The organism is Cupriavidus sp. P-10 (assembly GCF_003402535.2).
Classification (GTDB): domain Bacteria; phylum Pseudomonadota; class Gammaproteobacteria; order Burkholderiales; family Burkholderiaceae; genus Cupriavidus.
Map to the genome: position 1 here is coordinate 579,705 of NZ_AP025170.1, position 20,432 is coordinate 600,136.

Consider the following 20,432-nt stretch of genomic DNA (forward strand, 5'->3'; position numbering starts at 1 on the left):
GGAATCTCTGCAAATTCAGACGGCGGCCGGATGGTCAGGCGTGCCGCTATCGCCGCTATGGCCGCGGCGGCGCTGGCGCCAGGCCTTGACCTTCAGGCGCCAGCGGTCCAGCGTCAGGTAGACCACCGGCGTGGTGTACAGCGTCAGCAGCTGGCTCACCACCAGGCCGCCGACAATGGAGATGCCCAGCGGCGCGCGCAGCTCGGCACCGTCGCCGCGGCCGATCGCCAGCGGCACCGCGCCCAGCAGCGCGGCCATGGTGGTCATCAGGATCGGGCGGAAGCGCAGCAGGCAGGCGCGGTAGATGGCATCGCGCGGCGACAGCCCTTCGCGGCGCTCGGCGTCGATGGCGAAGTCGATCATCATGATCGCGTTCTTCTTCACGATGCCGATCAGCAGGATCACGCCGATCAGCGCGATGATGCTGAAGTCGGTCTTCGATGCCAGCAGCGCCAGCAGCGCGCCCACGCCGGCCGACGGCAGCGTCGACAGGATCGTCAGCGGGTGCACGTAGCTCTCGTACAGCACGCCGAGCACGATGTAGATCGTGATCAGCGCCGCCAGGATCAGGATCGGCTGGCTCTTGAGCGAATCCTGGAACGCCTTGGCGCCGCCCTGGAAGTTGGCGCGCAGCGTCTCGGGCACGCCGATGCGCGCCATCTCGCGGTTGATCGCATCCGTCGCCTGCGACAGCGAGGTACCCTCGGCGAGGTTGAACGAGATCGTCGACGCGGCAAACTGGCCCTGGTGGTTCACGCCCAGCGGCGTGCTGGTCGGCACCACGCGCGAGAACGCGGACAACGGCACACGGTTGCCATTGCCGGTGACGACGTAGATGTCCTTGAGCGCGTTCGGGCCCTGCAGGTACTCGGGGCTCAGCTCCATCACCACGCGGTACTGGTTGAGCGGATGGTAGATGGTCGACACCAGCCGCTGGCCGAACGCGTTGTTCAGCACCGCATCCACCTGCTGCGCGGTCACGCCCAGGCGTGACGCCGCATCGCGGTCGATGATCACCGAGGTCTGCAGGCCCTTGTCGTTGGTATCGGTGTCGATGTCCTCCAGCCCCTTCAGGTTGGACAGCGCCGCGCGCACCTTGGGCTCCCACGTGCGCAGCACTTCGAGGTCGTCGGACTGCAGCGTGAACTGGTACTGCGAACTGCTCTGCCGCCCGCCGATGCGGATGTCCTGCACCGGTTGCAGGAACAGGCTGGCGCCCGGCTCCTTGGCCAGCTTGCCGCGCAGCCGCGCGATGATCGCATCGGCGGATTCCTTGCGCTCGGACAGCGGCTTGAGCGTGACGAACATCTGCCCGGTATTGCGCTGCGAGCCGCCGGTAAAGCCGGTCACGTTCTCCACTGCCGGATCCGAGCGCACGATCGTGATGAAGTTGTCGAGCTTGCCGCGCATGGCCTGGAACGAGGTGGCCTGGTCGGCGCGGATAAAGCCGATCAGCCGGCCCGTGTCCTGCTGCGGGAAAAAGCCCTTCGGCACGATCACGTACAGCCACACGTTGAGCGCGATGGTGGCGATCAGCACCAGCCACACCAGCGGGCTGAAGCGCAGCGCGGTCGACAGCGAGCGCGCGTAGCCGTCATGCAGCCACTGGAACATGCGCTCGGTGGCACGGAAGAAACGCCCCTGCTGCTCCGGTTCCACAGGGCGCAGCATGCGCGCGCACATCATCGGCGTGGTGGTCAGCGACACCACCAGCGACACCAGGATCGCCACCGAGAGCGTGATCGCAAACTCCTGGAACAGCCGACCGACGATGCCGCCCATCATCAGGAGCGGGATAAATACCGCGATCAGCGACAGGCTCATCGACAGCACCGTGAAGCCCACCTCGCGCGCGCCGCGCAGCGCGGCGGCCAGCGGCTTCATGCCTTCCTCGATATGGCGCGAGATGTTTTCCAGCACCACGATGGCATCGTCGACCACGAAACCGGTGGCGATCGTCAGCGCCATCAGCGACAGGTTGTTCAACGAGAACCCGGCCAGGTACATCACCGTGAAGGTGCCGATCAGCGAGACCGGCACGGCCACGCTGGGGATCAGCGTGGCGCGCACATTGCGCAGGAACACGAACACCACCATGATCACCAGCGCCACCGCGATCATCAGCGTGTGCTCGACCTCGCGCAGCGAGGCGCGGATGGTGGGCGTGCGGTCCATCATCACGTCCATCGAGATCGCCGCCGGGATCATCTTCTGCAGGTTCGGCAGCATCTCGTTGACGCGGTCCACCGTCTCGATGATGTTGGCGCCAGGCGAGCGGTTCAGCACCAGCAGCACCGACGGCTTGCCGTTGGCCGAGCCCGCATTGCGGATGTCCTGCACCGAGTCGACCACATTGGCCACGTCGCGCAGCCGCACCGGCACCGCGAACGAATTCGGGCCGCTGGTGGCGCTGTTGCCGCCGGTGGCGCCGCTGGTGATGGTGGTGGTGCCACTGCTGGTGGTGAGCGTGGTCACGGTGACGCCGTTGACCACCTTGGTGCTGACGCCGCCGCTGGCCGTGGCATTGGCGGTGCTGGCGATCAGCGCGCCCGCCGACGCCGACGAGTACGTGCCCGGCGTGGCGTAGCGGATGATCAGCGGCATGTAGTCTTCCGCCTTCATCGCCTGGTCATTGGCGTAGACCTGCCAGTTGTTGCTGGCGTTCTCCAGCGTGCCCAGCGGGCGGTTGGCGTTGGTCGCGCTGATGGTGTTGCGCACGTCATCCAGCGAGATGCCGTAGTTGTTCAGGGCGGTGGGATTCAGTTCCACCCGCACCGCCGGCAACGACGCGCCACCGATGGTCACCTGGCCCACGCCGTCCACCTGCGACAGCTTCTGCGCCAGGATGGTCGACGCCGCGTCGTAGAGCTGGCCGCGCGTCATGGTCGGCGACGTCAGCGCGATGATCATGATCGGCGCGTCGGCCGGGTTCACCTTGCGGTAGGTCGGGTTGTTGGGCAGGCTGGTTGGCAGCGTCGCCCGCGAGGCATTGATCGCCGCCTGCACGTCGCGCGCGGCGCCGTCGATATTGCGCGACAGGTCGAACTGCAGCGTCACGCGGGTGGAGCCGAGCGAGCTGCTGGAGGTGATTTCCGTCACGCCGGCGATGGTGCCGAGCGCGCGCTCCAGCGGCGTCGCCACGGTGGCGGCCATCGTTTCCGGGCTCGCGCCCGGCAGCGACGCCGATACCGAGATGGTCGGGAAGTCCACCTGCGGCAGCGGCGACACCGGCAGCAGCCGCAGCGCCGCCAGCCCCGCCAGCAGAATGCCGAGGGTCAGCAGCGCGGTCGCGACCGGGCGATGGATAAAGGCAGCCGAGAGATTCATCGCGGGGTCGGCTCCCGTGGGGGCTCATACGGCGGCTCCTCGCCCGTACCGCCTTCCTCCGGATCACCGAAGCGGCGCTTGCGCCAGCCCTTCACGCGCCTGGCCACGCGGTCGAACGCCAGGTAGATCACCGGCGTGGTGAACAGCGTCAGCACTTGGCTGACCAGCAGGCCGCCCACCATGGTCACGCCCAGCGGCTGGCGCAGTTCGCTGCCGATGCCGGAGCCCAGCATCAGCGGCAGCGCCGCCAGCAGTGCCGCCATGGTGGTCATCAGGATCGGGCGGAAACGCAGAAGGCAGGCCTGGAAGATCGCGTCGCGCGGCGACATGCCGCCTTCGCGTTCGGCCTCGAGCGCGAAGTCGATCATCATGATCGCGTTCTTCTTGACGATGCCGATCAGCAGGATGATGCCGATGATGGCGATGATGCCCAGGTCCATCCCCGCCACCAGCAGCGCCAGCAGCGCGCCCACGCCGGCCGACGGCAGCGTCGACAGGATCGTGACCGGGTGGATGGTGCTTTCATACAGCACGCCCAGCACGATATACATCGTCACCACCGCGGCCAGGATCAGCCACAGCGTGTTCGACAGCGACGCGCGGAACGCCAGCGCCGCGCCCTGGAAGCTGGTCTGCATCGAGATCGGCAGGCCCAGCTCCTGTTCCACCTTGGTGATCTTGTCGACCGCGGCGCCGAGCGATTCGCCATGCGCCAGGTTGAAAGAGATCGTCGCCGCCGGGAACTGGCCCTGATGGTTGATCACCAGCGGCCCGGTGCGCTCCGTGATGCGCGCGAACGCGCCCAGCGGCACCTGTCCGCCGGAAGAGGAGGGCAGGCGCAGGTCGGCCAGCGACTGCGGGCTCTTGCGGAATTCCGGCATGGTCTCCAGCACCACGCGGTACTGGCTCGACTGCGTGAAGATGGTCGACACCAGCCGCTGTCCGAAGGCGCTGTACAGCGCGCTGTCGATCACCGCGGTGGTGATGCCGAAGCGCGCCGCGGCGTCGCGGTCGATATCGACATAGGCGCGCAGGCCGTTGTTCTGCTGGTCGCTGGTGACGTCGCGCAGCTCGGGCTCCTGGCGCAGGCGCTCCACCAGTTTCGGCACCCACGTGGCCAGCGTCTCGGGATCGGGGTCCTCCACCGTGAACTGGTACTGCGTGCGCGAGACCTTGTCTTCGATGGTCAGGTCCTGCACCGGCTGCGTGAACAGCGACACGCCGCCAAGGTTCTGCACCGACTGCTGCAGGCGCTGCGTGACCACGTCGATCGGGTCGCGCTCGCCCTTGGGCTTGAGGTTGATCAGCATGCGCCCGGCGTTGAGCGTGGTGTTGCTGCCATCCACGCCGATGAACGACGACAGGCTTGCGACCGCCGGATCCTGCATCACCACCTTGGCCACCGCTTCCTGCTTGCGCGCCATGGCGCTGAACGAGGTGGTCTGCGCGGCCTCGGTAATGCCCTGGATCACGCCGGTGTCCTGCACCGGGAAGAAACCCTTGGGCACCAGCAGGTACAGCAGAACGGTCAGCACCAGCGTAGCCACTGCCACGACCAGCGTTGCCTTCTGGCGATCGAGCACCCACTCCAGCCCGCGGCCGTAACGCTCGATCACGTTGTCGAAGAAGCGGCCCGTGGCACGGTGAAAGCGCGACAGCTTTTCTTCCGGCACATGGTGCAGCAGGCGCGCGCACATCATTGGCGTGAGCGTCAGCGAGACCACCGCCGAGATCAGGATCGACACCGCCAGCGTGATCGCGAATTCGCGGAACAGCCGGCCGACCACGTCGCCCATGAACAGCAGCGGGATCAGCACCGCCACCAGCGAGAAGGTCAGCGAGATGATGGTGAAGCCAATTTGCTTCGAGCCTTTGAGCGCGGCCTGCATCGGCGAATCGCCCTTCTCGATGTAACGCATGATGTTCTCGATCATCACGATCGCATCATCGACCACGAAGCCGGTGGCAATGGTCAGCGCCATCAGCGTCAGGTTGTTGATCGAGAAGCCGGCCAGGTACATCACGCCGAAGGTGCCCACCAGCGACAGCGGCACCGCAACGCCGGGGATGATGGTGGCGGGGATATTGCGCAGGAACAGGAAGATCACCAGCACCACCAGCGCGATCGCCAGCAGCAGCTCGAACTGCACGTCCTCGACCGAGGCGCGAATGGTGGTGGTACGGTCGGTCAGCAGCTGCACGTGGACCGACGCCGGCAGCGCGTTCTGCAGCTGCGGCAGCAGGGTCTTGATGCGGTCGACCACCTCGATCACGTTCGCGCCGGGCTGGCGCTGGATGTTCAGCACGATCGCGGGCTTGTCGTTGGCCCACGCGGCCAGGCGGCTGTTCTCGGGGCCGTCGACGATCTCCGCCACGTCGGTGATGCGGATCGGTGCGCCGTTCCTGTAGCCCAGGATGATCTGGCGGTATTCGTCGGCGGAGCGCAGCTGGTCGTTGGCATCGATGGTCGAGGCGCGCTGCGGGCCGTCGAAGCTGCCCTTGGCGCCGTTGACGTTGGCCGAGCCGATCGCGGTGCGCAGGTCGTCGATCGACATGCCGAGCGACGCCAGCGCGGCCGGATTGGCCTGGATGCGTACGGCGGGGCGCTGCCCGCCGCTGATGGTGACCAGGCCCACGCCCTGGATCTGCGAGATCTTCTGCGCCACGCGCGTATCCACCATGTCCTGCAGCTTGGGCAGCGGCATGGTGTCGGAGGTCATGGCGATGGTCATGATCGGCGCGTCGGCCGGGTTGACCTTGCTGTAGACCGGCGGCATCGGCAGGTCGGACGGCAGCAGGTTGCTGCCGGCGTTGATGGCGGCCTGCACCTCCTGCTCGGCCACGTCCAGCGGCAGCGTCAGCTCGAACTGCAGCGTGATCACCGAGGCGCCGCCCGACGAGGACGACGACATCTGTTTCAGGCCCGGCATCTGGCCGAACTGGCGTTCCAGCGGTGCCGTCACCGACGAGGTCATCACGTCGGGGCTCGCGCCGGGGTAGAGCGTGGTGACCTGGATGGTCGGATAGTCGACCTCCGGCAGCGCCGACAGCGGCAGCAGCCGGTAGGCCACCAGCCCTGAGAGCAGGATGGCCAGCATCAGCAGCGCCGTGGCGACCGGGCGCTCGATGAAGAGGCGTGAGGGGTTCATGCGTGGTCCTTACTGCTGCTGCTGCTGGCGGCGCGGGCCTTCCGCACTGGGCGCGCTGGCGCCGCCTTCGCGATGGCGGCGATGCTCGCCTGCCACGCCAGATGCGCCAGCCGCTGCCGCAGCGCTGGCGTCGCCATGCGCACCGCTGGCGCCACCCCCGCCGGCGCCATCGCGGTTGCGCCGGCCGCGCCCACGCGGCTGGCTCGCCGGCACCGTGGCCGCGGCGCGCGCGGCCGGGTCGACCGTCTCGACCGTCATGCCTTCCTTGAGCCGGTCGGCGCCATCCACCACCACGCGCTGGCCGGGCTCCAGGCCCTTGAGGACCGCATTGCGGCTGCCGTCGCCGGGCCCGAGGGTGACGACCTGCACCTTGACCTTGTTGGCGTCGTCCACGGTGTAGACGAACGTACCCTGCTGGCCGCGCTGGATCGCCGCCACCGGGATCACGGTGGCGTCCTTGAGCGTGTCGACGCGCGTGCGCACGTTGACGAACTGGTTCGGGAACAGCATGCCGTCTTCATTGGGGAAGACCGCCTTGAGCTTGACCGTGCCGGTGGTGGTGTCGATCTGGTTGTCGGTGGTCAGCAGCGTGCCTTCGCCCAGCTGGTTGCGCACCTGGCGGTCCCAGGCCTGCACCGGCAGCTTTTCGCCGGCATTGAGCTTCCTCAGCACCGACGGCAGGTTGTCCTCGGGGATGGTGTACATCACGGCGATCGGCTGGATCTGCGTGATCAGCGCGATGCCGTTGGTGTCGCTGGTGTTGACGATGTTGCCCGGATCGACCTGGCGCAGGCCGATGCGGCCCGACACCGGCGCCACGATCCTGGTGTAGCCCAGCTGCAGGCGCGAGTTGGCGACGTTGCCCTGATCGGTCTTGACCACGCCCTCGTACTGGCGCACCAGCGCGTCCTGGGTATCGACCTGCTGCTTGGAGATCGAATCCTGGCCCAGCAGGGTGCGGTAGCGCTGCTGGTCCAGCTTCGCGTTCTGCAGCAGCGCCTGGTCGCGCGCCAGCTGGCCCACGGCCTGGTCCAGCGCGGCCTGGAACGGGCGCGGGTCGATCTCGGCCAGCACGTCGCCGGCCTTGACCATCTGGCCTTCCTTGAACAGCACCTTCAGCAGCGGGCCGGAAACCTGCGCGCGCACGGTCACGTTCGAAACCGGGGTCACGTTGCCCAGTCCGTTCAGGACCACGTCCATGTCGCGCTGGGCCACCGTGGCGACCACCACCGGCGAGCGCGGCATGCCGGCGCGTCCGCCGGGGCCACCAGGGCCACCAGGGCCACCGGGACCGCCAGGACCTCCTGCACCAGGCCCGCTGGCGCCGCCCGGGCCGCCTGCGGTGCCTTTGGGCGCGTCGCCGCGGTGGGCATACCAGTACCAGCCGCCCCCGGCCAGCAGCAGCACCAGCAGCCCGGCATACAGCCGGCGCCGGTTCCTGCGGGGCGGGGTACCGCCGGGCGGCAGGGGCGGACGGGAAGACGGGGAGGGGTTAGGTTGGCCTTGTTCGGGGTTGGACATGTCCGCAATCCTGGGAACGGCGCGCCCGGCGCGCCGTGGTGTTCTGCTGGCAAGTGACGATGCAGCAGTATGCCGCAACGCAATGGGCACCGGCCGGCCGTGGGGGCAACGCACCCAAAGGCCGCCGGCGTGCCGGCGAGTGCCGTGCAGCGCGCATGGGACGGCGCCGACGGCAAGTCATGCGGCAAGGATAATGTGCGGGCGCGGACGCCCGTATTTCGGCGCCCGGCGCTTTTATTACAGAGGATTACCAGCGCCCCAGGTGTAACCTCCAGAAACAAAACCGCCCGGCCGATCCGGCATGTGCGCCGCCCGGGCTGACTATCATGTGCCTATGCGAACGAACCAGCCTACCCAGATCCTCGTCGTCGACGACGATCCCGAACTTCGCGACCTGCTGCGCGAGTATCTGACCCAGCAGGGCTTTGCCGTCTCGGTACTGCACGACGGCGACGGCCTGCAGGCGCGCCTGGAGCGCGAACGGCCCGCGCTGATCGTGCTCGACCTGATGATGCCCAAGGTCGACGGCCTGACCGCGCTGCGCAACCTGCGCGCCAAGAACGACGACATCCCGGTGATCCTGCTCACCGCCCGCAGCGACGAGATCGACCGCATCGTCGGCCTGGAGATCGGCGCCGACGACTATCTCGGCAAGCCCTTCTCGCCGCGCGAGCTGCTGGCGCGCATCAACGCGGTGCTGCGCCGCAAGCTGGCCCGCCCGGCCGCGGCGCCCGAGGACCGCGAATCGGTCGCCTTCGGCCCGTTCCGCGTCAATTTCCGCCAGCGCACGCTGACCCGCGCCGGCCAGACGCTGTCGATCAGCGACACCGAATTCGCGCTGCTCAAGCTGCTGCTGATGCATCCGCTCGAAGTGCTGTCGCGCGAGCGCATCGTCGAGCTGATGTACGGCAGCGCCAGCGGCATCAGCGACCGCGGCATCGACGTGCAGATCTGGCGCCTGCGCCGGCTGCTGGATGAAGACGCGCAGCGGCCACGCTATATCCAGACCGTGCGCGGCCGCGGCTACACCTTCGTGCCCGACGAAGCGGAAGAAATTCCCGCCGAGCTTTCCGACTAAAGCCCGCGGCGGCCGGCCGTTTTATCGTTTGACGTGCCGCCGCGTGCCACCCGAGCCTGCTTCCCGATGAAGTTGCGACGTATCGACACCCTGTTCGGCCGCATTGCCTTGCTGATCGCGGCCGTGCTCGTGATCAGCCACTTCTCGTGGCTGGCCATCCTGCGCATGGACCGGCGCCAGCAGCAGGTCGACTATTCCGTGGAGCAGATGCTGTTCCAGCTCGACAGCATCGAGCGCGCGCTCGATGCGCGCCCGCCGGCGAAGCTGCCCAGCCTGGTGGAGACCGCCGATACCGCCAGCGCCGACGAGCACGCCACCGCGCCCAAGGGCGGCCGCTCGCGCCGCCTGGTCGAACAGTTCATCTCGCGGTTGCCGCAGGGTACGGAGATCCGGCTGGAAGACGAGACCACGCCGCGCATCTGGATCAAGCTGCCCAGCCGCGACGACTGGATCGCCATGCCGATCCTCTGGGTCCACAATCCGCCGCCCGATAACCGCCTGGTGCCGGGCGTGATGCTGGTGGTGGGCGTGGCGATCATATTCGCGCTGCTGATCGCCTGGCAACTGCAGCGCCCTGTCCGGGACATGGCCAACGCCGCCGAGCTGCTGTCGCGGCAGCGCGAGGTGCCGCCTTTGCGCGAACGCGGGCCGCGTGAGCTAAGGCAGTTGATCGAGCGCTTCAACCGTATGGTGGCTGACCTGGCGCGCATCGATCAGGAGCGCAATACGATGCTGGCGGGCATCGCGCATGACCTGAAGACGCCGCTGGCGCGGCTGCGGCTGCGCGCGGAGATGATGTCCGACCCCAAGGCCGCGGCGGGGGTCACGCGTGATGTGGATTCGATGCAGGCGATCGTTGAGCAGTTCTTGAGCTTCGCGCAGACCAGCGAGTCGACGGCACGGCCGGTGCCGGTGGACCGGCGGGTCAACGAACTGGCGGCTTCGCTTGCCGAGCAGGAACGGCAGGTAGTGTTGTCGCTGGGTGCGGGGGACGGGTTCCGCATGATTGCCACGCAGCTGGACCGGATCATTGGCAACCTGGTTGACAATGCCTATGCCTATGGCAAGCCGCCTGTTTGCATCGCCACGACGCGTACGGCTGACGGTTACGTGCTGGTGGTCGAAGACCAGGGGGCCGGGATTCCTGAAGAGGACAAGGAGCGCGTCACATTGCCGTTCGTGCGGCTCGATCCCGCTCGGGGCGGCAATGCGCATTCCGGGTTGGGGCTGGCGATCGTGGATCGGCTGGTGCGGCAGGCTGGGGGGAAGCTCAATCTGGTCAATGCCGACGGGGGTGGGTTCAGGGTTGAGATGGTTTTTGGGGTGGTGGCTTGATGGATGTGGCTCGGTCTCGCTGCGGCTTGGCATCTGGTAGCTATTTGATATGCCCGGTTCCGCCCTGAAGGGCGGGTAACTCTTTGTCCGAGCGACAAAGAGTCACCAGAAAGCGCGTTTATTGCCCTGGGCGGGCGGCCACTTTTATCGTAGTGTGCGAGGGCTTTCGTACGGGGCTCTCCTTCCTCGCAAAGCAAGACTGCCTGCCGCAGGGGTGCACCATGGTGGCAGGGATGGACATGCTGGTTGAACGAGCCCAGAGGGTTGGTGGACCCTGCTACCGGGGGCAACGCAGGAACGCCTACGGCTGCGCTGCGCGCCGGCAGCATCTCAGGTCAGGGGCCTTGGCACGGCACGCATCGCTGCGCTCGCTTGGCGCTATCGCCGAGTGACTCGCCCCTTCAGGGGCGAAACCCGGGCATATCAAATAGCTACCAGATGCCCGCCGCAGCGATAAAGAGAACGATAGAGAGAGCGAGAGAGCGAGACCCCTCAATCCTCCGCCACGAACCCCGTAGCCTCAACAATCGGCTTCCATGCAGCCCGCTCCACCTGGATCCTGCGCTTCGCCTCCTGCCCCGGGCGTGCCACGACCTCAAGCCCCAGCGCTTCCAGCTTGGCAGCCGTAGCAGCATTGCCCGACGCGGCAATAAACATTTTCTCAACCTTGGCGACCACGTCAGGCTGCGTGCCAGCCGGCACAAACACCCCATACCAGCTGGTCGCATAGTCATACTGGCTGAACCCCTGCTCCTTCATCGTCGGCACGTCAGGCAGCGCCTTGGCCCGCCGCGTGCCGCTGACGCCCAAAAACTGCAGCTTGCCGCCCTTGTAGAGCGGCATCATGCTCGCCACCGCATCCCAGCCGATCGACACGTTGCCGCTGATCACGTCGACCAGCATCGGCGCCGCGCCACGGTAGGCGGCCGGCGTGATCGCGATGCCTGCCGCCTTGCCCAAAGCGACCGTGCCGAGGTGGCCGGCGCTGCCGATGGTCGCCAGGCCCAGGCTCGCGCCCGAAGGATTGCGCTTGGCCCACTCCAGGTATTCCTTCATGTTCCGGTAGGGCTGTTGCACCCCGGCGGCCACCACGGTCGGCACGTCGGTCAGCACCGCCGCCGGCACCAGGTCCTTGTCGGCGTCGTAACCCAGCTTCTTGTACGTCAGCGGAAAAATGGTGAACAGCGGCGATGGGCCGATAAACACGGTCTTGCCATCCGGCCTGGCGCGCTTCACATAGTCCAGCGCCAGCCGTGCCGACGCACCCGGCCGGTTCTCGACGACCACCGTGCCGTGGCCGTCCTGGCGCAATTGCTCGGCGTACAGGCGGGCCAGGCTGTCGGCCGCGCCGCCGGGGGCGTAGCCGACGATGATATGCATCGGTTCGGCATCAGCCGCAAGGGCCGGGCCCGCGACGACGAGGGCGGCCGCGGCGGCCGCGGTGGTCAGTGCGGCCAGCAGGCCGCGTGCGAAACGGGAGTCAGCAGTCATGGCAGTCAGGATCGATGGAAGTTGGCCGGGCAGGGCGGGGCTCACGGCAACGCGGGCCACCTGTTGCGAAAGTCGTGCGCGGCCTCGTACAGCGCCGCGGCACGCAGCAGGTCGGCATCGCGCCGGAACCGGCCGACCAGTTGCAGGCCGATCGGCAGGCCATCCTCGCCAAAGCCGCAAGGCAGGCTGATCGCCGGATGGCCGGTCATGTTGAACGGCATGGTCCACGGAAACCAGCACGCGCGCACATTGTCGTACTGCTGGCCGTCGATCTCGATCTGGCCGAACAGGTCCTGGTCGATCGGCAAGGCCGTGCGCGTGAGCGTGGGCATGGCCAGCAACTCGGCATCGGCCAGCAGGTCCTGCACGCGCAGGAACAGCTTCGAGCGCTCGAACATGGCCTGCTGGTATTCCATGCCGGTGAAGTGCGCGGCCGATTCAACCTGCCGCACGAAGGTGGCGCTGAGCGCATCGCGGTGTTGCGCCACGATCGGCGCGAAGCGGGTGCGCCAGACCGTATGGTTGATCGCGCGCCAGATCGGCTCGACCTCAAAGCCTTCGCCCGAGAACGGCTCCAGCACCGCGCCAAGCTCACGCAATCGCTCCAGGCTTGCCATGAACGCCGCGGCGACGTCAGCGGCCACCGTGCGGCCCGGCGGTGCCAGGCAATAGCGGATGCGCACGCCGCGCAGGTCGCCGTGCGGCTGCGCGGCGGCCACGTAGTCGGCGGCAGGCACGCCCAGCGACCAGGGATCGCACGCATGCTCTCCGGCCATCGCCTGCATCATCAGCGCGGTATCCATGACCGTGCGCGTGGTCGGCGTGACATAGGTCTGGTTGCCGAACAGGTCCTGCGCCTGGCTGTGCGGGATCACGCCCTGGCTCTGCTTGATGCCGACCACGCCGTTGCAGGCCGCCGGGATGCGCGTCGAGCCGCCGCCGTCGGTCGCCACCGCGAGCGGTGCAATGCCGCTCGCCACTGCCACCGCGGCGCCGCCGCTCGAGCCGCCGCTGGTGCGCTGCGCGTGCCAGGCATTGCGCGTGCGCCCGAACAGCGGCGAATCGGTCAGGCATTTGGAGCCGAACTCCGGCGTGGTGGTCTTGCCGACGAGGATCGCGCCATGCGCGCGCAGGCGGGCGACCGAGACCGCGTCTTCGACCGGCACGTTGTCGCGCATCGGCACTGCGCCAAAGGTCGTGCGCACGCCGCGCGTGTTGACGATGTCCTTGGCGGTGAAGGGGATGCCGTGCAGCGGACCCAGCGGCCGGCCAGCCATCACCTCCTGCTCGGCGGCGCGTGCGGCGGCCATGGCCTCGTCGGCGCATAGCGTGATGAAGCAGTTCAGCTCGGGCTGCAGCCTTGCGGCACGGGCCAGCACCGCTTCCATCAGCTCTACCGGCGAGATGTCCTTGCGGCGGATGCGGGCCTGCAGTTCAGCGGCGGAAAGAAAGCAAAGCGCTTCGCTCATCGGCGTGCGTCTCCTGGGACGGGCCGGTACGCGGCCGGCCGCGATGGGACGGGCGGGGAAGACCCGCCGGGGCAGGGCCCGGCGCGGGATCGCGCGGCGGGCGAGTGCGCTGGCAGTGTAACCCGCTCAGACCTTCTTTTTCTCGCCGATCCGGCTTTCCTTGCCGGCCAGCAGCTTGGCGATGTTCTGCCGGTGGCGCGCGATCAGCAGCACGCTGATCACGAAAATGGCGCCGGTCATCGCGTCCACGCCATTCATCAGCACGTAGAAGAACGGCGCGAAGATCGCCGCCACAAGTGCTGCCAGCGACGAGTAGCGGAAGAAGAACGCAATGATCAGCCAGGTGGCCAGCGTGCCCAGGCCCAGGATGGGATCGATCGCCAGCAGGATGCCCGCCGCGGTCGCTACGCCCTTGCCACCGGCAAAGCGGTGGTAGACCGGGAACAGGTGCCCCAGGAATACCGCCAGCGCCACCATGGCCAGGCCGGTCTCGGTCAGCCCGTAGGCCGGCCCGAAGCGCGCCGCCAGCCACACCGCCAGCCAGCCCTTGAGCGCATCGCCGATCAGCGTCAGGATCGCGGCCTTCTTGTTGCCGGTGCGCAGCACATTGGTCGCCCCCGGGTTGCCCGAGCCGTACGAATGCGGGTCCGGCAGCCCCATCAGCTTGCTGACGACAACAGCAAAGGAAATCGAGCCGATCAGGTAGGCGGCGAGGGCGAAAATCAGGTTAGGCAGGTTAGCCATGTGCAGTGGGGTGTTTTCAAGCTGGCGGGATTGTAGCGCGGCGGCGCCTTCACCACGTCCGTGACTTCCCGGATTGGCAGGTGCGGCCGCCACGCGCGTGGCGCCGGGTGGCGGCTGCTGCGCACCCGAGGCGCCCGCGCCTCAGTCAGGCAGCGCGCACTCCACCGGCTTGGCATCGACCAGACCCGGCAGCAGTTTCGGGTCCAGGCTGACGAGGTAGCCGCGCCGGCCGCCGTTGATGTAGATGCGCTCCAGCTCCAGCACGGTGGCCTCCACATACACCGGCATGCGCTTGCGCGTGCCGAACGGCGAGGTGCCGCCGACCATGTAGCCGCTGTGGCGCTGCGCCACGTCGGGCTTGCACGGCTGCACGCTCTTGCGCCCGGTCTGGCGCGCCAGGTTCTTGGTGGAGACCGAGCAGTCGCCGTGCATCAGCACCACCAGCGGCTGCGCGCGCTCGTCTTCCATGATCAGGGTCTTGACCACGTCGTGCTCGGCCACGCCGAGCTGGCGCGCCGATTCCCCGGTGCCGCCGTGCTCGACGTATTCATAGGGGTGTTCGCCGAAGGCCACGCCTTGCTTGCGCAGGAACTGGGTGGCGGGGGTTTCGGAGACGTGCTTGTTCTTGCTCATGTCTTGCTGATGGCGTGGATGCCGGTCTGGAAGGGCTCGGTATGGCTCAGCCGCGCGGATGGTGCTGCTGGTGCAGCTCGCGCAGGCGTTCGCGTGCGACGTGGGTGTAAATCTGGGTGGTGGAAATATCGGCGTGGCCGAGCAGCAGCTGCACCACGCGCAGGTCGGCGCCGTGGTTGAGCAGGTGCGTGGCGAAGGCGTGCCGCAGCGTGTGCGGCGACAGCGGCGCATGCACGCCGGCATCGCGCGCATGGCGCTTGATCAGGTGCCAGAACGCCTGGCGCGTCATGCCTTCGCCGCGCTGCGTGACGAAGAGCGCGTCGCAGGCGCGCCCGGCCAGCAGCGCGGGACGGGCGCTGGCGAGGTAGCGGCGCAGCCAGTCGGAGGCCTGCTGGCCGAACGGGACCAGCCGTTCCTTGTCGCCCTTGCCGCCGACCACGCGCGCCACGCCCTCGTTCAGGCCGATCTCGATGGTTTTCATCTGGGTCAGCTCGGACACGCGCAGGCCGCTGGCATACATCAGCTCCAGCATGGTGCGGTCGCGCAGGCCCAGCGGCGTGCCGGTGTCGGGCGCTTCCAGCAGCGCATCGACCTGCGCCTCGGTCAGTGTCTTGGGGTAGCGCGGCGGCTGCTTGGCGGGGCGCAGCAGCAGGCAGGGATCGGCCTCGACGATGTGTTCGCGCAACGCCCACTGGTAGAAGCGCCGGAACACCGCCAGCCGCCGGTTGGCCGACGACGCGCGCGTCTGTGTGTGGCGTGCGCTGAAATAGGCCGACAGCACGCTGTCGTCCACGCCCGGCAGCTCGCCGTGGCCGTCGTGGCGCAGCCAGCGGGCCAGCAAGGTCAGGTCGCGCCGGTACGCGTCGATGGTGTTCTGCGACAGGCCGTCTTCCAGCCACAGCGCGTCGCAGAAGCGGCCGACCAGCGCCGCGTCGGCATCGCTGGGAGCCGCGGCAAGATCTGGCGGTGCGGCCACCGGTGCGGCGGCACTCATATCAGCATGGCGCCTTCATGGCGCAGCAGCCAGCGTTTGACGTCGAGGTAGAAACCGTCTTCGGCATGATGGGAGAAGCCGCCGATACCGCGGGCCGAGACCACGCGATGGCAGGGGATCACGATCGGGAACGGATTCTGGCCGCAAGCCTGGCCCACCGCGCGCGGCATCGCGCCGATGGCCCCGGCAATGGTGCCGTAGGTGGTGGTGGCGCCGCGCGGCACGGCGGCGATCGCCTGCCAGACCTGCTGCTGGAAATCGCTGCCCGCCGGAGCGAGGGGCAGGTCGAAGGGGGCGTCGGGGTTGGCGTAGTACGCGTCGAGCTGGGCCTCGAGCCGGGCCACGAGCTGGCGCGTCAGCGCATCGGCCGGCGCGCGTGCCTCGACGTGCGCGGGCAGGTACACGATGGCCCGGATGCGCGTGCCGTCCGTGCGCACGCCGACCTTGCCGAACGGGGCGGAAAGGATGGCATCGTAAGTGGCAGGCATGGCGGTCGAACTGGGGCGGATGCTGGATTTTAGTGCTTTTTGCGTTGGCAAGAAAAAAGGCCGCCTGGCGGCGGCCTCAGCGGCAAGTGCTGCAGCCGGATTTATTGCTCCAGCTTGATGTTCTGCACCTTCACCAGGTTCTTCATCTTGTCGAACTCTTTCCTGATCTCGGCCGCGTGCTGCGCCGGCGTATTGCCCGATGGCTCGGCGCCGGCGGTGCGCAGGCGCTCCTGGAAGCCCTTGTCCTGCAGCGCCTTGACAGCGGCGTCGTTCAGCTTCTTGATGACGTCGTCAGGCGTGCCGGCCGGCGCTACCAGGCCGTACCAGGCCGGGTCGTTCGGCTCCTTCAGGCCCATTTCGCCGAAGGTCGGCACGTCCGGCAGCGAGTCCAGGCGCTTGTTCCAGGCCACCACCAGCGGGCGCAGCTTGCCGGCCTTGATATAGGGCATCGACGACGGCAGGTTGTCCACCATGATCGGCACCTGGCCGGCAAGCACGTCGTTCAGCGCCGGGCCCGCGCCGCGGTACGGGATATGGACCATGAAGGTCTTGGTCGATACCTTGAACTGCTCGCCCAGCATGTGGCCGAAGCCGCAGGTGCCCGACGACGCGTACGAGTACTTGCCCGGGTTGGCCTTCAGCACGGCCAGGAATTCCTTGTAGGTCTTGGCCGGGAAGTTCGGGTTCACCGCGATCACGTTGGCCACGTTGGCCAGGTTGGTGATGGGCTTGAAGTCCTTGATCGGGTCGTACGACAGCTTGGGGTTGCAGGCCGGGTTCACGGCCATGGTCGACACCGTCGAGATGCCGATGGTGTATCCGTCCGGCGCCGCCTTGGCGATCGCGTCCGCTCCGATCGAGCCGCCCCCGCCGGCGCGGTTTTCCACGACCACCGGCTGGCCCAGGATGCGGCTCATCTGGTCGGCGGCGCCGCGGCCGACGATGTCGGTGGTGCCGCCCGGTGCGAACGGAATAATCAGGCGGATCGGCTTGGTCGGAAAGCTCTGGGCGTGCGCCGTGGTGGTGGCCGCGACCAGGGCCAGGGTCAGGGCGAGTTTGCCAGCTTGCATGAGATCATGTCTCCCGTCAGAAATCCGGGCAGGGTGCTGCCCGGAAGCAAAGAAACCGTCGCGGTGCCACAGGTAAAGGCACGGCGGCGGCAGCGTAAAAGAATGCGGCCCTGTCAGCCGCCGAGCAGTCCGCGCTTGACGTCCGGGTCGACCGGGCGGTCGCCCAGGAACACCCGCAGCACGGCCTGGTAGAAGTCTTCGCCGGGGATCGGGCGGCCGCGCGGCGTGCCGTTGATGGCGACGACCGTGCCCGTCTGCGGGGTAAAGTCCAGGTTGATCACGTCGCCCTTGTGCGCGTTGCCGACCTCCCCCAGGGTGCGCTCGAACTGCACCAGCCGCGCGGACAGCCCCTGCACCTGGGATTCGCTGTGGTTGTCGCGGATGCCCTGGCGGATGGCGCGGGCAAAGGCAGGCGGTTCGGCCTCGCGCAGCATGCGCAACTGTAGCCGCTTGGCGCCGGGCGTGCCGAGTACCACGGTCGCGTTGCGGGCCTTTTCCTGCAGGTACAGCGCGGCTACGTAGCCCTTGGTCAGGAAGCGCGCGCGCAGCGCGGTGCCGTTGAGTTGCAGTTCCTTGCCGCCCACGCGCGCGGCGTCATCGAAGCGGATCCCCTCCATCTCGATCGCGCGCGCCGGCATCGCGCCGGCCGCGGTGGTGGCGCACAGCATCACCAGCAGGGCGGCCGCGCGCGAGCGCAGGCCGGTGTGAAGGCCAGCGCGTGAACGGGAGCGAAGGTGGGTGTCCGGGCCTGGCGGCGCGGAACGGGTGCGGGACAACATGGCGGCAGGACGTACAACTAGGCATGCCATGCTGACCTAAATCTGGAAAAATACCTATCCGTATCTGCCCTAGTCTGCACATTCCCGCACGTCGGCCGTATTTCCATCCCACATCCGGCCGGAATCGCGACCGGAGGCCGGGCAGCTACCACGCCGTGCCCTCGCCATTACAACAACGACAATGTCTTCTGCTCTCCTGCTGGTGCCTGACTTCAGCCTGATCCTGATCGGCTGGCTGCTGGTGCGCTATTCCCCGTTCGACCGCGCCTTCTGGGGCGGAGTGGAGCGGCTGGTCTACTTTGTGCTGTTCCCGGCGCTGCTGCTGCAGTCGACCAATGCCGCCGTCTTCGATTTCTCGTCGACCTCGGCGATGCTGGGCCTGGCGCTGCTGGCGATGGCCGTGGGCATGGCAGCCGGCTACGCCGTCAAATGGGTGCTGAAGCCCGATGCGCTGAGCTTTGCCTCGGGCCTGCAGACCGCCTTCCGCTTTAATTCCTACATCGGCCTGGCGCTGGCATCGCGCCTCGGCGGCAGCGAGGGGCTTGCGCTGATGGCGGTGATCGTCGGCTGCACCGTGCCGCTGTGCAACGTGGCGGCGGTGTGGGCGCTGGCCCGGCACGGCGAGACCGCGCTGTGGAAGGAGCTGGCGCGCAACCCGCTGATCCTGGCCACGGCCGGCGGCCTCGTGACCAACCTGCTGGGCCTGCACCCGCCCGAGGTGGTGGCGATGACGCTGAACCGGCTTGGCTCGGCCTCGACCGCGCTGGGGCTGATGACGGTGGGCGCCGGTTTGCAGATGAGCGGGGCGACCGGCACGGTCGGGCCGGTGGCATGGTGGACCGGGGTCAAGCTGCTGGCGATGCCGTGCGTGGCCTGGCTGGTGGGCCGGCACCTGCCGCTGACCGCGCTGCAGTACCAGATCGTGGTGCTCTATGCCTCGCTGCCCACCGCGTCGAGCGCCTATATCCTGGCGGTGCGGATGGGCGGCAACGGGCCGATGGTGGCGGCGACGATTTCTGTGATGACGGTGGCGGCCATCGTCACCACGCCGCTGTGGCTGGCGCTGGTCAGCTAGGTCCGGTCAGCGAGGTCCGGCCAGCCAGATTCGGTCAGCCAAATTCGGTCAGCCAGTGCGTGCCGGCTCGCCCTGCGCGAGCGCCCAGTCGATATGCTCCAGCACCAAAGGCGAAGCGGACTCGCGCGCCGCCTGCAAGGCGGCGCGGATGCGCGCGGCCAGTGCCGCGTCTTCCGCGCGCGTGCCCGACAGCGCCACGCGCAGGCTGTTACCCAGTCCCACCGCCAGGTTGCGCAGCCAGCGCTCATGGCCGATGCGCCGGATCGGGCTGCCTTCCAGGCGCTGGTTGAACTCGTCCTCGGTCCACTGGAACAGCGCCACCATGTCGGGCGCGTCCAGGCCGTTGCGCACATCGAAGTCCGGCACGCTGGCCACGTGCGCGAACTTGTTCCACGGGCAGGCCAGCTGGCAGTCGTCGCAGCCGTAGACACGGTTGCCCATCGGCGCGCGGAATTCGGCCGGGATCGGGCCCTTGTGCTCGATGGTCAGGTAGGAGATGCAGCGGCGCGCATCGAGCCGGTAGGGCGCAACGATGGCGCGCGTGGGGCAGATGTCGAGGCAGCGGTGGCAATTGCCGCAGTGGCCCGGTTCGGGCGCATCGGCCGGCAACGGGATATCTACCAGGATCTCGCCCAGGAAGAACATCGAGCCCCCGTCGCGGTCGAGCAGCAGCGTATGCTTGCCGCGCCAGCCGAGTCCGCCCTGGCTGGCCAGCGCCACTTCCATCACCGGCGCGGAATCGGTGAAGACACGGTAGCCGAATTTGCCGATTTCGGCCTCGATCCGGCTGGCCAACTGCTGGAGACGGCTGCGCAGGACCTTGTGATAGTCGCGGCCGCGCGCGTACAGCGACACCACCGCCGTGGCCGGATCGCCCAGCCGCGCCAGTTCGCGCCGGCGCCAGTCGGGCGCGCCCGGTGGGGTTTCGGCAGCAGGGACATAGGGCATGCGCGCGACGATGGCGCGTACCGTGCCCGGCACCAGTTCGGCCGGACGGGCGCGCCGCAAGCCGTGGTTCGCCATATAATCCATGTCGCCGTGATAACCCTGCTCCAGCCATGCCAGAAGCCCCGGCTCGGCGTGGCCAAGATCGACGTCGGCGATGCGCACCGACGCAAAACCCAGCGCGGCGCCCCATTCGCGGATAGATTCCGCAAGCGCCGCCAGCTCCTCGGGGTTGGCCTGGCCGGCCTGGCCGGATTGCCCTGGAGCGCTTGCGGGAACACTATGCGCGCCTGGCGCGCTGGCCGGCGGCTTGACTGCTGGGTCGATCATCCCT

Annotated in this window: 15 protein-coding genes; 3 read left to right on the forward strand and 12 right to left on the reverse strand. The window is 68.0% G+C overall.

The window, feature by feature from the left end; translation table 11 throughout:
- Positions 1-15 precede the first annotated feature (15 nt).
- From CTP10_RS02710 to CTP10_RS02720, 3 genes are read right to left on the reverse strand one after another with little or no spacing between them, the layout of a single operon-like run.
- Positions 16-3,327, reverse strand: a complete 3,312-nt coding sequence (locus CTP10_RS02710) for an efflux RND transporter permease subunit (protein ID WP_116317211.1) — start codon at positions 3,325-3,327, stop codon at positions 16-18.
- The gene (locus CTP10_RS02715; protein ID WP_116317212.1) at positions 3,324-6,476 is read right to left on the reverse strand and encodes an MdtB/MuxB family multidrug efflux RND transporter permease subunit; all 3,153 of its coding nucleotides are present in this window, start codon (positions 6,474-6,476) and stop codon (positions 3,324-3,326) included. Before CTP10_RS02715 ends, CTP10_RS02710 begins: the two co-directional genes overlap by 4 nt.
- Positions 6,477-6,485: 9 nt before the next feature.
- Positions 6,486-7,997: an MdtA/MuxA family multidrug efflux RND transporter periplasmic adaptor subunit gene (locus CTP10_RS02720; RefSeq protein WP_116317213.1), complete on the reverse strand. Its 1,512-nt coding sequence runs from the start codon at positions 7,995-7,997 to the stop codon at positions 6,486-6,488.
- A 334-nt stretch (positions 7,998-8,331) separates the two neighbouring features.
- On the opposite strand from CTP10_RS02720, the gene CTP10_RS02725 reads away from it, so the two are divergent.
- Both CTP10_RS02725 and CTP10_RS02730 read left to right on the forward strand, forming a co-directional pair.
- Positions 8,332-9,075 (forward strand): response regulator, encoded by a 744-nt coding sequence (locus CTP10_RS02725; protein ID WP_116317214.1) that lies wholly within the window; start codon positions 8,332-8,334, stop codon positions 9,073-9,075.
- Between the two features lie 66 nt (positions 9,076-9,141).
- The gene (locus CTP10_RS02730; RefSeq protein ID WP_116317215.1) at positions 9,142-10,410 is read left to right on the forward strand and encodes an ATP-binding protein; all 1,269 of its coding nucleotides are present in this window, start codon (positions 9,142-9,144) and stop codon (positions 10,408-10,410) included.
- 492 nt (positions 10,411-10,902) lie between these two features.
- Here CTP10_RS02730 and CTP10_RS02735 read toward each other — a convergent pair whose 3' ends face one another.
- From CTP10_RS02735 to CTP10_RS02770, 8 genes are all read right to left on the reverse strand, one after another.
- A complete protein-coding gene (locus tag CTP10_RS02735; RefSeq protein WP_233527944.1) occupies positions 10,903-11,901 on the reverse strand; it encodes a Bug family tripartite tricarboxylate transporter substrate binding protein in 999 nt (332 codons plus the stop codon).
- A gap of 41 nt (positions 11,902-11,942) precedes the next feature.
- Positions 11,943-13,370, reverse strand: a complete 1,428-nt coding sequence (locus CTP10_RS02740; RefSeq protein ID WP_116317216.1) for an amidase — start codon at positions 13,368-13,370, stop codon at positions 11,943-11,945.
- Positions 13,371-13,496: 126 nt separating this feature from the next.
- Positions 13,497-14,105: a glycerol-3-phosphate 1-O-acyltransferase PlsY gene (gene plsY / locus CTP10_RS02745; protein ID WP_116317824.1), complete on the reverse strand. Its 609-nt coding sequence runs from the start codon at positions 14,103-14,105 to the stop codon at positions 13,497-13,499.
- A gap of 150 nt (positions 14,106-14,255) precedes the next feature.
- Entirely contained in the window at positions 14,256-14,747 is a 492-nt protein-coding gene (locus tag CTP10_RS02750; RefSeq protein ID WP_116317217.1) for an aminoacyl-tRNA deacylase, read from the reverse strand.
- 46 nt (positions 14,748-14,793) lie between these two features.
- The gene (gene xerD, locus CTP10_RS02755) at positions 14,794-15,741 is read right to left on the reverse strand and encodes a site-specific tyrosine recombinase XerD (protein WP_116317218.1); all 948 of its coding nucleotides are present in this window, start codon (positions 15,739-15,741) and stop codon (positions 14,794-14,796) included.
- Entirely contained in the window at positions 15,738-16,229 is a 492-nt protein-coding gene (locus tag CTP10_RS02760) for a methylated-DNA--[protein]-cysteine S-methyltransferase (RefSeq protein ID WP_116317219.1), read from the reverse strand. The genes xerD and CTP10_RS02760 overlap by 4 nt, the downstream gene beginning before the upstream one ends.
- A 101-nt stretch (positions 16,230-16,330) precedes the next feature.
- Positions 16,331-17,299, reverse strand: a complete 969-nt coding sequence (locus tag CTP10_RS02765; protein ID WP_116317220.1) for a tripartite tricarboxylate transporter substrate binding protein BugE — start codon at positions 17,297-17,299, stop codon at positions 16,331-16,333.
- A gap of 113 nt (positions 17,300-17,412) precedes the next feature.
- Positions 17,413-18,078, reverse strand: coding sequence for a chalcone isomerase family protein (locus tag CTP10_RS02770; RefSeq protein ID WP_116317221.1), 666 nt, complete (start codon positions 18,076-18,078; stop codon positions 17,413-17,415).
- A 181-nt stretch (positions 18,079-18,259) separates the two neighbouring features.
- Here CTP10_RS02770 and CTP10_RS02775 point away from each other — a divergent pair, with 181 nt between their 5' ends.
- Entirely contained in the window at positions 18,260-19,153 is an 894-nt protein-coding gene (locus CTP10_RS02775) for an AEC family transporter (protein ID WP_116317222.1), read from the forward strand.
- A 48-nt stretch (positions 19,154-19,201) separates the two neighbouring features.
- On the opposite strand, the gene queG is transcribed toward CTP10_RS02775, so the two are convergent.
- Complete coding sequence (queG, locus tag CTP10_RS02780; protein WP_233527945.1) at positions 19,202-20,428, reverse strand: tRNA epoxyqueuosine(34) reductase QueG; 1,227 nt, start codon at positions 20,426-20,428, stop codon at positions 19,202-19,204.
- Between the last annotated feature and the right edge of the window lie 4 nt (positions 20,429-20,432).